The organism is Bifidobacterium sp. ESL0784 (assembly GCF_029433295.1).
Lineage (GTDB): Bacteria > Actinomycetota > Actinomycetes > Actinomycetales > Bifidobacteriaceae > Bifidobacterium.
On the sequence record NZ_JAQTHV010000002.1, the window covers coordinates 478,888 to 494,190 of the forward strand.

At 57.5% G+C, this 15,303-nt stretch carries 5 protein-coding genes; all 5 read right to left on the minus strand.

From position 1 onward, the window contains the following. Nucleotides 1–178: 178 nt before the first annotated feature. The 5 genes from PT279_RS04385 to PT279_RS04405 all read right to left on the minus strand — a co-directional run bounded on the left by PT279_RS04385 (nt 179) and on the right by PT279_RS04405 (nt 15,295). A complete protein-coding gene (locus tag PT279_RS04385; RefSeq protein WP_277165824.1) occupies nt 179–736 on the minus strand; it encodes a hypothetical protein in 558 nt (185 codons plus the stop codon). A 758-nt stretch (nt 737–1,494) separates the two neighbouring features. Continuing rightward, a complete protein-coding gene (gene ilvC, locus PT279_RS04390) occupies nt 1,495–2,550 on the minus strand; it encodes a ketol-acid reductoisomerase (RefSeq protein WP_277165826.1) in 1,056 nt (351 codons plus the stop codon). 358 nt (nt 2,551–2,908) lie between these two features. After that, entirely contained in the window at nt 2,909–4,207 is a 1,299-nt protein-coding gene (locus PT279_RS04395) for an MFS transporter (protein WP_277165959.1), read from the minus strand. A 769-nt stretch (nt 4,208–4,976) separates the two neighbouring features. Continuing rightward, on the minus strand, nt 4,977–12,902 hold the full coding sequence (locus PT279_RS04400; RefSeq protein WP_277165828.1) for a DUF5979 domain-containing protein: 7,926 nt from the start codon (nt 12,900–12,902) through the stop codon (nt 4,977–4,979). Nucleotides 12,903–13,408: 506 nt separating this feature from the next. After that, nucleotides 13,409–15,295: an AMP-binding protein gene (locus tag PT279_RS04405; RefSeq protein WP_277165831.1), complete on the minus strand. Its 1,887-nt coding sequence runs from the start codon at nt 15,293–15,295 to the stop codon at nt 13,409–13,411. Between the last annotated feature and the right edge of the window lie 8 nt (nt 15,296–15,303).

Here is a 15,303-nt window from a genome sequence, read left to right on the forward strand (position 1 = left end):
CGCGACATACAAGGTCGGCTTCGACCTTTCCATATCGCCGCATAACCCACGCAAAACAAAACCTGCCAGTAGACTGACAGGTTTTAGGTAATGAAAATCAATCCGGAAAGCCGGAGCAAAGTTTCGTAAGGCGTCAATAATTCTCAGCGAAACCGTAGCATCATGCTTCTCTACTCGGCTACGCAACCGCCGGAGCCACAGGAACCGGGGCCACGGAAGCCGGAGCCACGGTCTCGTTGCTTCCGGCCTGCTTTTCCTCGTAGGTGGCGGAGACTGTTTGAGGATTTTCCGTCACTATGGTTTCGGTATTCAACGCCTTGTACGCCGCGAAGCAACCGACCGCGAGCCAGATGAAAATGACTGCCATGAAGAGGACACGCTTCCAGGAACCGAAACGGGCCAGAATGCCCTGCTTGTCCACAGCATCGGCCTTCCCCTGGGCAAAGTTACGCTCTTTGCCCGCGATGTTCCCTTTTTGATCCCCGAAGTGACACTGCACGTTCGCGAAGTTGCCTTTCCCACTTGTGAGGTTGGACTGTTTCCCTTCGGAGTTTGCACGCTGGCCGTGTTCACCTGCGAAAGTACCGCGCTCACCGGCAAAATTAAAATCGTCAAGGGGATCCATAAGGCTCTTCTTCTGCTTTGAGACGTTATGGCGGTTGCCCGTCAAATTATCTTGCCCGCTGACTGGGTTATTGCGGTTGGGCAATTCGTTACGTGCGGTCATGTCTGCCATCCTTAAATCGATTGCGCGTTGCCTCTTATTGACGCCTTCAGCGCCCTTCTCGCGCTTGAAACAAATCTTTTTCTTTTTTGTAATACCTAAAAAGCGTATCGCGATGACGCCTTTGCGTTTTGCCTAATATTGCGCGAGATGACGCCTGTTTTCACGCAGAAGGTTTGATGTGAATCCGCTTGATTTTTTCTTTTGCCATACAGCAGAACACTTAAGCATTACATCAATGAAATTATTGCGTTTTAACTCTTTTTATTGGTTGTGAAGTACGTCACATCATTGTGACGCCATACAACGCAATGCAAATTCCACACAGCGAAACGCTGGACCGTAATCTCGCCTGCTGCAAAGCATTAATGACAACCATCCGAAAACCTTGCTGACGTTAGACAGAATCGGCAACGGGGATCACGAAGGTATCAAACAAGAAAACCTACTCGATTGGCTGCTTGAGCAATAATCCCTGCCTGTACAAGCATCCATCTTTTAGAATAAGTCTGTTATCTCATTCCCTCAGCTTTGTGTTTATAATATTTTTTAATAATAAGTTCTTCAGCCTGTGCCATAAGACATGGGCTATCGTATTTCTGGACACAAAAATCTGAGGGTTTTTACACGGCAAAACCAAATCTGAAAACAAAAGGGGTTGCCGCCAAGCCGAAACTTGGTGGCAACCCCTTTAAACGTTTAGGCCGATGAGTGAGGACGCTCAGTCAGCTGGAACGAATGGCCTTAGCGGCTCAACGCGAGCGCGCAGCTCACTCCTGAACCTGCGTACGGGCGATGTCGCCGTTGAAGGACTCGTTCTCGTCGGCGTCGGCTGACTTACCCTTGAGCCAGGAGAACATCGAACGAAGCTTCGGGCCGACGGTCTCGATACGTTCGTGGCTGTACTGCTCCTGAAGTTCTTTGAAGTGCGGGCCGCCCTTTGCCTGGTCGTCCATGAACTCCTTAGCGAAGGAGCCATCCTGGATGCGCTGGAGCTGATGCTCCATGTTGTGGCGGGTATGCTCATCGATCACCGTGGAGGTGAAGTCGCCATACTGGGCGGTGTCGGAGCAGGACCAGCGGGCCTTGTTCAGGCCGCCTTCGTTCATCAGGTCGACGAGCATCTTCAGCTCGTGGCAGACCTCGAAGTAGGCGATCTCCGGCTGGTAGCCGGCATCGGTGAGGACCTCGAAACCGGTCTCGACCAAGTGGTTGACGCCACCCATGAGCACGTCCTGCTCACCGAAGAGGTCGGTCTCGGTCTCTTCCTTGAAGGTGGTCTTGATGGCGCCGGCGCGCAGGGCGCCGAGAGCCTTGGCATAAGCCAGGGTGATATCCCAGCCGTCGCCCTTGTCATCGTTCTCGCAGGCGACAACGACCGGCACACCACGGCCGGCGACGTACTCACGACGGACGATGTGGCCCGGGCCCTTCGGAGCGACCATGAAGGTCATGTGGCCCTTGCCCGGCTTGATGTAGCCGTAACGAATGTTGAAGCCGTGCGCGAAGGCGAGCGCCGCATCAGGCTTCAGGTTGGGCTCGACCTCTTCCTTATAGATCGTGCCCTGATACTGATCAGGAGCCAGGAACATAACGATGTCCGCTTCCTTGACCGCGTCAGCGACGGGCTTGACTTCCAGGCCCTGCTCCTTGGCGTACTCAACGGACTTGGAGGTAGGCCGCAGGCCGACGACGACGTCCACACCGGAGTCGCGCAGGTTCAGCGCGTGAGCGTGACCTTGCGAACCGTAACCGATGATGCAGACCTTCTTGCCGTCGAGAACGGAAAGATCAGCGTCGTCTTCGTACCAGATTTGTGCTGCCATAATATGCACTCCTTGCATAATTCATTATTTATTGTGCCGGGCTAGGCAATCTGCCTGCGCGACCTAGAAATTGGCTCTTAATCGAAAGGGATTTTGTCCCGTGTCCGTTCATTGTAACGCCGGTCACATCGCGAACAGCGCCGCCGTCCAATTATCGAACAGGTAATTCTCACAGATTGAGACGGGACGAATCCCGGGCCAAAAGCCATTTTCAAATTTTTATTACTATTTAATTATAAATATTCAGTTATAAAGATACCTTCAATGAACGGAGACACGTCGCGTGATCGTCCGCATATATAAGGGCTGTCACCGAGAGTCTGATCGAATCAAGCCGTGAGGCGACAGCCCGGCGCCATCACGCGGTGAAGTCGGTGTCCTTGGTTTCCTTGCAGGTGAGCAGGGCGACCAGGCAGCACAGCGCCATCACGGCCATATAAAGGCCGACGGACCTGACGCCCCAGTGGGAGGAAAGCCAAGTGGCGACGGTCGGGACGAAGGCGGCGCCGACGATGGCGGCGAGGTTGTAGCCCAAGCCGGAGCCGGAGTAGCGGACGTTGGCGCTGAAGAGCTCAGGCAGAATCGCGCCGACAGGACCGAAGGCGATGCCCATCAAAGCGAAACCGACGCACAGGAAGACCATAATCTCCACGAAGTTGCGGTGACCCATCAACAAGTATGGGAACACGAACGAGAAGACAACCAGCGCAACCGCGGAGAACATCAGCACACGGCGACGGCCGAGCTTGTCGGCGTAGACGCAGGAGAGCACGATGAACAGGGCGAAGACGCAGATACCGGCCATGAGCATCAGCAGGTACTCGCGGTTGGTGAAGCCGAGGCCGCCGCCGCCTTCACGCTTGGTCTTGGTGCCCCAAGCCAGCGACCAGGTGGCCAGCGTGTAGAAGAGCGTGTAGGTGACTGCGACGATGAACGTGGCCTGCAGGACCTGACGCCAGCTAGTGCGGAAGACTTCCTTCAGCGGGGACTTCACGGTCTTCTTCTGCTCCTGGGCGAGACGGAAGATCGGGGTCTCCTCCATGTGGACGCGGACGACGAGGCCGACCACGACGAGCACGATGGAGAGCAGGAATGGCACGCGCCAACCCCAGGAGAGCATCTGCGCCGGAGTGCAGAAGGACTCAAGCACGAAGTAGGTGCCGTTCGAGAGGAAGAAGCCGATCGGCGCGCCGAGCTCCGGGAAGGAGCCATAAAGCGCACGCTTGTTGGCCGGAGCGTTTTCCGTGGCGACCAGAGCAGCTCCGGACCATTCCCCGCCCAGCCCGATGCCTTGGATGAAGCGGCAGAGACAGAGCACAACGACCGCGAGCAGGCCCCACTGGCTATACGTCGGCAGGCAGCCGATGAGGAAGGTAGAGAGGCCCATGGTCATCAAGGAGACGACCAGCGTGGTCTTGCGGCCCATCTTGTCGCCGTAGTGGCCAAAAATCAGCGAGCCAAGCGGACGGGCGATGAAGGCGATGGCGAAGGTCAGAAGGCTGACCAAAAGCGCCACGGTCGGGTTGGTCTTGTCCGAGAAGAAAATCTTCGGGAAATAGTTCGCCGATGCGGTACCGTAGGCGTAGAAATCGTAGAATTCAATGGCCGTGCCGACCATCGAGGCGGCGATGACAGTGCCTACCGAATCGTGCGCCATCTCCTGAAGTTTTGCCTTGCGTGCGGCGGCCCCGACGTTGCCGTTGCCACTGCCACTGCCGTTTCCAGTCGCTGTGTCGACTGATGTCATAATGCTCTCCTCCGGTACGTTTGTACCGATTACTGCTTCATTCTCTCGTCGCTCTTGCCGCTCTCACCGCCCGTGGCCTGCGTTGCGTCTCGCTTCCTGAGCTGCGCGGGCGGCCGATCTGGAATCCTTGCGGCATGCGCTGGATTCCGGTCGTCTAGCCGGTTTTGAGTTTTGCGTTTATTGAGTTATCGAGTATTGAGTTTTGTTCGTGCACGAACTTGCGGCATTACCACGGTGACCTTTTGGGGCGTAATAACAAAAAGAGCCCTGCGTTTGAATGCAGGGCTCAGAAAGCTATACGCTAGATATTTGTTTTAATATCGTTATTCGTTCGACTGAACGATTCGCCTGCTTGCCCTGCCTTCATTGGCGGGGCTCAAGCTGAATACGAAAATCAGGCCGCCAACGAAGACGGGCTAATAATTCGTGCAGACTGCGCGTTGAAACTCATCAATCCGTTCTTCATGGCGTCCTCCTTTCGCATTTACCAAGTTCTTTCGGGTTCGTGACCCGTTTAGTTAATTACCGTAGGCACGATTTTAAACCGGCACCCGCAGGCATCTCACTATTCGGACCTATTAAGAAATAATATTATTTGTTCTTCCATACCTACTACCCGGAAAGTTGAAGGCCGGATACGTTTGACATATCCGGCCTTCAACTTCAATCGGCTACCAAATTACATTCCGTGATTCGTCTCGCCGGAATCCGTTGATGGAGAATCATCCGAACCATTGGGTTTGCCGGACTCAACCGAATCGCCGGAATCATCCAAAGCAGTATCGCTCTCATCGCCACCCGTCGAACGACGGCGCATGTAGAGGATTATCGCACCGCCCGCAAGCAGAATGATAATCAGCACGACGATACCGGCAACCGCTGCACCTGTCCTGGCCATCGAAGAGCGACCGTTAGCCGCGGAACCGTTGACTCTGGAGCCGTTGGGCGCAGAACCATTGGCCCCGAGAAGACCACCGACGGGACCAGCGATGGGACCTGCAACGGGAGCGCTGACGGGACCGGCGACAGGACCGGCAAGGGAAGGCTTGTTGCGGAAGACATCGGTGATGGTCACTGTGTTCCTGCTCGTGGCCTCGACCACCGTCTCCTCGCCGTTCACCGGGGCGATCGACGTGGAATCCGCGCCGGCAGAATCGGTTTGCACGACCGCGCAATGCGCACCCAGCAAAATGTCGTTAAGCGTTGTGCTGTAACCATTCGATCCGTTCAGAACAAACGTATCGTCGCCGCCCAAATCAATCGAGACAGGGTCCCCGTCGCGCTGGTAGGTGCAGGTGGCCTTGATCTTGAACGGACCATTGCCGCGAGACTGCACGGCGCTTTCGTCGCCGGTGCGCTTCAGGACAATCGGCACCTGGCCCACGTCATACCTGTCGGTTTCGGCGACGGTGACACTGCTCAGATCGTTGATCAGCGTGGGGGTTCCGGGAACGGAGCCTGGAACGACGGAACTGGCAACAGCAGCGGCATCGGCAGCGCCGGCCTGCGCCACGGTGGCAATGGTCACTTGGCCGTTGGCAGGCAGGAACGTATGGTTCGTCGCGCCCGAATCGGTCACCTGGGTGATGGTGCACTGCGTGCCCGCAGGGAAGACGCCGAAACTCTTGGTAGCCGAGCCGGCGAGGTCGAACCTCTCGTTGAGCAGCTGCTGGCCGCGATAATCGCAGACCGCCTTGAAGGTGACGGGAACACTGCCATATCGGGAAGCCCCGGCCCCGGAAACCGCTCGGTTGACGGTAAGCGTGCCAGCGTCGTAATGGTTGGTCACCGTGGTGGCCACCAGATGGGCGATGTCGCTTGCGCTGCCGTCGCCGACGCGAACGCTCGCGCTGCCGTTGGTATTGTCGGTGACATTGTCGCCGGTGAATACCGTCTTGTCGGCTGCCGAGGTATCGGTTTCAGTGATGGTGCAGGTGGAGTTGGCCGGAACCGTATCGGCCGGCGCGCTCCAGGTCTGGCCGTCACTCAGCGTGAATGAAACGCTGTCGTCACGACCTCCATTGAACTTGACCGTCTGGCCGTCGCTAGTCGTGCAAATCGCCTTGAAGTTGAACGGACCGAAGCTGCCCTTGTCGGCCTTGGTGTCGACCTTCTTGGTGACGCTCAGACCGGAGTAGCGGTAGGTGTTGGTGATCTTCGCTGATTGGGCGGCGACCACTGCGTTGGTCGGGTTGTTGGTTCCGTCGAGCGTGTCGCCAGCGGTGATATTCACCGTATCGGAATCACTGGTGTTGTTGTCACCATTGACGCTCACGGTACGTGCGGCCTCACCGAACTGGCCGAGCGTGCCGTCTTCGGAAACCGTGCAGACGGTATTGCCGGAGCCGCTGCCATCGACACTCAACGGAATGCCCGGAAGCCTGCCGGCCGCGTAAGTGCCGTCAATCTGCTTGTTGAGCGTTATCAGACCGTGGCTCTGGCCGCCGAAGAGTATGGAATTACCATCGGCGTCCTTGCAAGTAACCGAGGCACGGACCTGCTGCGGGGTATACGCGCTCGCGGCGGCACCTTCCACGGCCTTGTTGACCTTGAGGGAACCGGTTGCGATGCGCGTGCCAAAGCGTTCCGGCGCAGCGGGATGCATGGTGCCGTCCGCTGAAGTATAAAGGATGCCGAACTGGCCCCAAGCCTCCTGCACGCCGGCCGCCTGATCGAGCGAAACGGGAACCGATGGATCGGAATCGTCCGCGAGCGAGCCCGGGGATGTTGCCGGAACGTTCTTGGCCGTATACGTGACGTCCGCGCCCTTGCCGGGTACGAGCCCGTGATCGGTGGAAGTCGTGAAGTCAAGGGTTATACGCAGGCCGGTGACTTTCGACCAATCTGTGACACTGGCGCTCGGAATCCAAGTAGAGGCCGAGCAGGACGTGTTCGCGGGGCTGCCGGAAATACCCGGCAACGTGCTCCACGTACCTACGCAAGGCGAGGTATCGGTGGAAGCCTCAATGGTCACCGTCGTACCCGCAGGCGCTCCTACGACGCTCGGGGCTCCGGTGAGCTCGGGATGATAGGTCGAACCACGGTAATCGCTGCTGGCCACCACGCTCTTGTCGTGTTTGGCCGGAAGCTGCTCGAAGAACTGGACCTTCTTTTCCGTGGTGGTACCGGCGTTGACCATGTGCAGCACCCAATCGTCCTTGCCACCCACGGCGGTATTGGCGCGGCACGGCGCGCGGTAATAGCTATGGCCGTCAAGCGCGGTGAGAGTCGGGGTGCAGGTCTGGGCGGGATCGAGCGTATTGACTGCGCCCGGCTTGCTGCCTTTTACACCACCGACGATGTAGACGTTTTCGCCGCTGGACGGGGTGACGAAAGCCGTCACCTTACCACCAATGCTGAGGGGGCTGGTGCCATCCGTAACCGGATCAACCGTGTTGGGATGACCGTCGACATACCACAAACGCGTCAAATGCTTCTTGCTGGTGACCGTGACAGGCAGGTTGACGTTCGCACCAGCCATCGCACCCGGCTCCACTTCCAACCAGATGGTCATTTTCACCACTTCGCCCGGCAACATGCGGCTCTTGCCCGCCGGCCAGCTGAACACAAGCTTGTTGGGGTTGCTGGAATCGAGCGTCGGCTCGGTATTAAGCTGTCCGGAATTGGGCACTCCGCTGACAGCACCAGGCGTAAAGACAATCGAATGGGCCGGATCGCCGGGGCCTCCCTGGCCGGTATAGCGCAGTTCGGCGGGCAGGTCGGCGCTCACCTTGTCAATATCGAGGTACCCGGTGCCGATGTTGGAGAAGTAGACATCCCACGGCACCATCTGCCCGACCTCGACCGAAGGAGTACCGTTGTTGGCCACCTCGCTCACGCCGAGACCGGCTATGCCGGAGCCCCAGATCATAGAGGTACTGGTATCGGCAGAGGTGGATTGGTCGGGGTTGACGCCATCGCGCAGAATGCTTTCCGCTTCGGAGGAGACCGCGTTGGGCTCGCTGCCCGGGTAGACGACGTTCTGTGTATCGTTGCCGCGCTCGGTTGTGCGCTGGGCCACCCGATATTGGATCTGCGAATTCCAAGAGACGTTGCTGGAATCCGTGAACAACTTTGGATTGCCAAGAGCGTCCGGGTTGGTGAAAGCGAAACGCAACCCTTGGATATCGTTGTATTGTGCCGACGTTACCGGCAAATCATAAGCCACACTTCCGCCGGGAAGCTGCGCCTGCTCGGCTCCGTCTTTCCATCCCATCGCGCCGCCGGGCCCGAACGGCCCGTAGACACCGATCTTCACCTTCGTGGCGCCTGCAGGGAACGTGAGCTGCGTGAGGCCGGTGAAGTTGAAGTTCTTCCAGAAGTGACCGGTTTTGGTAGAGCTGCCGCTCTTGCCCTGACCGTCGGGCCAGCTCGTCAACGTCACCTTGGTGGGCGAAAGCGTGGAATCCGCACTCGCTCCGTTGGTGCTGTTCGCGTTCATCGTGACAGTCTGCGGCACTTGTGGATTGACCTCGACCAGGTTGTTGGGAGCGATGGTCTCGCCGATGGAGGTCAGCAGGCTTCCGGTGCGGTAATTGACGTTCGTTCTGATGAACTTGGTGGGCTTATCTGCCGCATCGCTGTCGGTGATCGGCGCGTAGATCTGCGCGGTGGCACGGCTGACGTAGGCATTATTGCCCTCGGCGGCGCTTGGCACAAACGGCTGGTTTGTAGCACGTAATGTGTCACGCACGCGTGCCGTCAGCTTCACATGCACGTAGTTGCCTTTAGTCAGGGTCGGGCCAACCGTTGCCGGGTCGGAGGAACCTTGGAAAGTGACCGCAACGGCGACGACATTGGCAAGGTCGGCTTCCGTCATGGCGTTGGCCTGCGCGGCGGTCGTGATCGACGGATCGACGGCGAAAGTGCCGCTGCCGGTCGCGTAATTGGTCGGCGTATAGCGAAGAATATAGACACGCGAATCGGCAAGCGATATCTGGCTTGGGTCGTCTGCGCCGATATCGATATGGGTCAGCGTCTGGCGGTTGAACATGTTGGGCATCGTCGAGGTGGAATCGAGCTTGCCTGTGCCGATATCGGGAACCTGCGATGCGGTGAATGGATTCTGCGTGGCCGCGAACGGGGTATTGGCGGTATAGCAGCTGGTCTGGCTGCCGGTATCACATTCCGAAGGCGTGACGATACGCAGGTACGAGGCACGGTTCGCAGAATCGTTGGTCGCAGAGATGTCATACGTTTGCGTCGGATAGGAACCGACCGGGACGGAAACACCATGCGGCGGTACCAGAAGGTTATACGTTCCTCCATCGCCTTCCTTGATGGCCGCTTTGTAATCAGTGATGTCGAGCTTCGCACCATTCTTCGCCACGTAATACAACATGCTCGGATAGGCGGGATCCGCGGCCGTCGCCCTTTCGGCATCCAACCTGTCATTCTGCGGCTGATGATGGCTCGTGTCGCCCGCATGCAGCACGCTGCCAGTGACGAACGTGCCTGCCCCACGTTTCTTGTCGCGAATCTGCCAAGTGGCTGAGAAATCACGCGTTGGGGCAGAAGCCACGACGCCCGTTCCCGGATGGGGCACGTAGGTCTTGCCTGCCGCGATGTCGGCACTACGGGCGGCATCGTCCGGCGCCAGGTTCACCTCGAGGCCGGTGACATCCTCAATATCACCGCTCGGCACCGTGTAACCCTTAAAGGAACGGTCGGCGTTCTGCCACGTTCCGTCCGGCGCCGGCACCGTGACCCAAGCGCCAGCGGAAGCGCGGAAGACCCGCACCTCGGTGATTTTGTCATACTTCAAATACCAACCGTTGGTATACGGGGTGTCCGAAACGGCAATGGGATCGATGGAAATCAGATTGAAAACGTCATGCCATTGATCGTTGTGCGCACCCGCGTCCGGATAATCCGCCACATCTCCGGACTGCTTGACCGACACGGAAACCATATCCGAGTCGACGCCCCAGTTGAGATGCGAGGTGACTTTCTTGCTGGACAGCGAGGCCACGGCACTGATTGGAGCCCCGGAAGCGTCGGGATCGGTGAACGTCGTGCTGATCCAGTCGTTGACGCCGTAGAAATCATGACCGATATGGGGATCCGGATTATTGAACGTGAAGATGCCGACCTTCTTCTGATTGGTCGCATCTGCGTCGAGAGCGTTGCTGTGGACGACATGGCCATCATCCGTCACACCGGAAGTGGCGAGACTGGTGGTGTTACCGTAATCGTATTTCGTCGGCTGCTGCGGGCCGGGATTGTCAAGGACGTCGGTCGGACCGGATCCGTCACGTTTCTGGTCACGGGCGACGAAACTGACATACTGAGAAATCGAGGTGCTGCCGGCGAAGGCGTTGTTGGCGCCCTGGGCTTCGAGCTTGAAGCGTATGCCGGTGACCTGGTCCGGAGTCGCGCCAGAATGGGCGGCGCCCAGTTTAGTCTTGAAATCCGCTGCGCCGAGGCTATACATATAACTTGTGTTCTGCTCGGCTTTGCTGTCGAGATCGACCCAGCCCACGCCTGGAAGGTTGACGCTGACGGTCAACTTGGTATGGGCGGGAATCGGTGTGGCTTCGATGGCATTCAAATCGAAGACGTTCCAGAAATTATTAGTGTCGGAGGAGGTGCCGTCGTGGATCGTGCCGCTCCCGTCGATGGTCTTGTTGACCCAGGAATCTTCAACAGTGATGACATTGGGCTGCAGATAATCGGTGTTGGCACTGGTCGACTCGGAAAAACCAACCACCGCCTGATGCTCGACCGGGACGGCATCGCTCGGGCTTACCGTCTTGTTCACGCTCACCAGTATCTGCGGCTTGACCAGCGTCATGGTCGCGGCCGGAGCCGTGGCGGATGCCGTTGCCGTGTTGTACGCGATGACCTTCGCGGTGGTGTTGGCATCGGTGATATCCTGCGTGGTCTGGCCTGCTGGGAAGCTGTGCGCGCTTGAGGACTTCACCGTGAACCTGACGGAAGTGTTTGCGCCGGCAACTATTGGATCAACGACGCTTCCAGCCGGAGTCGATCCGAACTTGATCTCGAAGGAAGAGATGTCACCGGTGGGTGGCGCCGGGACCGCGCCATTAGCGAATGTCACGCTCTGGTCAGGGCCGCCACCAAGCATGTGGTAGACAACCGTTCCGCTATCGGCACCCGCCGGATATGCAATACCCTCTTTGAAACCGTCGAACTGAATATCGGAACTGAAGAAGCCGCTGCCAACCTTGGCTTCCATCTTTGCCACCGCCGAGTTGCCATTAGTAAGCACAACCGTTCCGACCGCCTTGTTGCCGGCCGGATGACGGGCCGGGTCGAGGGACTCGCTCACCGTGACGTTCAATTGGTTCGGCGAAAGCGTTACCGTCGCCGGGGCCGAAGCCGTCGGCACACCGGTTTGCGATCCCTTCGCGGCGTTGGCTTGAACGATGGGACTGACGGAAGACGACGTGCTCAATCCGGCAAGCGGACTATTGCTCGCATCGTTGCGGTCAGTCGAACGCTGTTTGAGATTGAGGATAATCGGGCTGGCGGTCGCGGCATTCGGCGCCATCGTTCCGCCCGAGAAGGTGAAGCGGAGTCCGGCCACATCGCCGACGCTCACACCGGCGGGCAAGGCGAACGCAGGCGCGGCAACACCGTTGACCCAGTTCCATTTGCCGGTACCGTCTTTGACATAGGCATCCGTCTGCACCTGCGTGACGCCTGCCGGCATCACCGTAGCGCCAAAACTATCAAAATCGAAGAAACGGAACGGGTTGTTGGTGTCAAGCGAAGTGGCATTCGCGCCGGCTTGAGCATCCTGCGGAATCTGGACGACAACCTTGTCGGCGTTGATGTTCGAGGTGTTCGTGACGTTGAGTTTGAGAACCTGTGCCGCACCGGCCACGTACTGGGTATTGGCAGGATCAAACGAAGCCGTGCCTTTGGCCTCGAGCTTCTGGTCGATGCTCACCTTCGCCGTGGCCGACGAAGTCACCGACTTGGAATTGGAAGCGGAAAGCGTTGCGGAATTGATGAAATCGGTTTTGTTGCGCGGATCGCTTGGCGAGAAGTTTGCGGGAACCTGCAACGTGAGACCGACCGAGCCGTTCATACCTACGACCAAACCGGTCTTGTTGGTTCCGTCCGAAACAAATTGCTGGCCCGGGGTCACCGTGAACGAGGTGCCGGCGCCAACGGTTGCGGGCCTCGAAGGCTGGTTCACCCCGCCTTCCTTCCATTGGACGTTTGCCTGCAGGGTCGAGCTGACGGTGAAATCAGTGATGACAAAGCCTTGCAGGGCCGCGGGGAGCTGATCGACGAGGCTCGCGTCTTCGCAGTTGGTCTCGGAGCAGCCGAGATTGAATTGATAGGTGAATTTGTCGCCGGGCTTGAGGGCCGTCGGGTTCGCGCCACCAACACCGTAAACGGATTGCGAGAAATTGAGGAATTGGTACTCCGGATCCCCCTGGGTGCCCACCTTATTACTACGCTGCGCAGATTGAGAGGAGCTGCTGGAAGGATTTGGATCGCTGGGGTTAGCTGAAGCGCTCACTCCGCCGCTCAGCAACGTTGCCACGGCAGCCACCATGGCCACGAGCCACTTCAGCTGTTTCTTGGTCTGCCCACCCGCATTCTGCGTTGTATCGGCTGCGTGCTTCATTGTTCGACGCCTGTCAAACCACTTCATATCTCTAACTCCCCTGGCCTTCGGATCAGAGCCTCGCGGCATATGCATTATCACAAGGGGACACTTTCCCCATTCCCCCGTCAATGCCGTTTTGCATAAATCCTTTGCCTATAACCAAAAAGCACATTAACTAAAAATATTTACCATCATCCTATCAGCGTATCGCAATTGAGAAATAAACATTTTAGGCATAGTTGTATAAAGCGCTGAAAATAAAGGATACTGCCCAGTACTTATCGATGCGTTCAGGCTTTAATCAGATGAAGAATCCTGATTTATTTTATGTAAAACCTTATAAATTATAATTGATTTATCTATTTTATTAAACTGTATATATAAGAAACATCCAGTTATTATAATATGATATATTGCACGTTCTCAGGCTGCATCGCAAACCTGGTATTTTCAAATTACGCCTCAAGAGATGAGACTCCGCAACACCGCCGAAACCGGGGCTTGGAACAATCTCCGCCTTTGTGTTAGTTTTCGCCGAGCAGGAAGCGACGGATCTTGCCCGTGCTCGTGCGCGGCAGGGAATCAACACGATAAAAACGCTGCGGCACTTTATAATGCGCCAGATTGTCCCGGCCGAACTCTCGCCACCGCGCGTCTAAGGAGCCCGAAACCTCTGCGCGGGCTTGCTTCGCCTTACTGCAGCGATCGCTCTCAACCGATTCATCGGTTTCCCGGCCGTCAACTCGCGATGTCGGTTCGCCGGTAGTAATCGCCCCGGCCCTGATAGCAGGCATATTTTTTGCGGCGGATTCGTCGGCATCCGATTCGTCAGGAACGGGAGCGGCTACGCTGGGTTGCCTGTTTTCCGCAAGCCTGTCGTAACCCTCTTTGCACACCACGTAAGCTACCGGAACCTCGCCCCACTTTTCGTCGGGCTCGGCGGTGACGGCAATGTCATCAATGCCCGGGCATTCGGCGTAGACGCGCTCGACCTCCTCGGGGAAAACGTGCTCGCCGCCGGAAATCATCATATTGTCAAGCCGGCCGTCGACGTAAAGATAGCCGTCGTCGTCAAGATGACCGACATCGCCGGTGCGGTACCAGCCGTCACCGGTTTTCCTGGCCTCGAAAACGCCGGGGCGATTGAGATAGCCTGGCGTGAGCGCGCCGGTTTTGATAAGGATTTCACCGGTTTCGTCCGCAAGCTCGAGCGAGGTGGTGAAGTACGGTTTGCCGCTTGCCAGCAGCTTGCGAGCGCCGTCGCCCGTGCCGGTGCCGACGATCTGCGAGCAGGTTTCGGTCATACCGTACGAACGCACCACGATCATGCCAAGCTTGTTGCAGCGTTTAAGCAGTTTGAGGTCGGACTTTTCGCCGCCCAGAATGAAACCCTTGAAGGCAGGGGAATAGCCGAAATTGGCCGGCAAGGAGACCGGGTCCGACACAGAACTTTCAATGCCGGAATTATCGGAACCCAATGCTTGGACGGAAGGCACATCCGATTGTGACGCTCGGGAAGAACGTGCACCTGAATCCGCAATATTTTCAGCATTATTATTCGGCATACCAACGGATGCAATCGCGGAATCCGAAAGCCCCAACGCGCCCGATATTCGTCGCTCATGCTCAGGCACCAGCTCCTTGAGCATCGTCGGGACGACGGAAACCCACGTCACCGGCTCATTGGTGAGAATCCGTTCCATTTCCGGGGCGTCAAAATGATTCATCAGACGCACTGCCACACCGAAAATGAGACCACGCAGAATGATGGAATAGCCGCTGATGTGGAAAATCGGAACGGCACAAAGCCACTCGTCGGCGGGGCTCGTGCCGAGGTTCAGCGCCACGCTCGTCGCGGAAGTGAAGTGGTTGCGCACGGTCTGCTGAATGCCTTTCGGCGCGCCCGTCGAGCCGGAAGTGAACATGATGCTCACCACCTGGTCGTCGCTGAACTCACGCGGAATCGGCGAAATTCGCAGGGAAGCAGCAGAGTTATCACCAAGTTTGAAACTGTCAGCCTTCGTGAATATCTCGTCGAAACCGACAATATGGACGTTGCCATCGGCTGAAGCTCCATCCAGCAAATCATCGGGGAGGCTGTCGTCCTTGAGACAGCAGGCGACTCCGGCGTCGCGCATCTGGCCGGCGAGCTCGTCATTGGTCAGGCGTTTGTTGAGCCACACGACGGTCTTGCCGTATAGCAGCAGCGTGACAGCCAGCAGGTAGCCGCGGACGTTGTTATTGGAGACCATCGCCACGTTCTGTGTTTTGAATGCACCGAACTTGCTGAGCACGCCGCCCAGCCGTTGGGCCTCGTCGAACACGTCGCCGAACGTATAGCGCGTCTCGCCGTCGAACACAGCCGTGCGTTCCGGCGTGAGCATCGCACGTTTCAGTACCCAATTGTCCATCACAGATT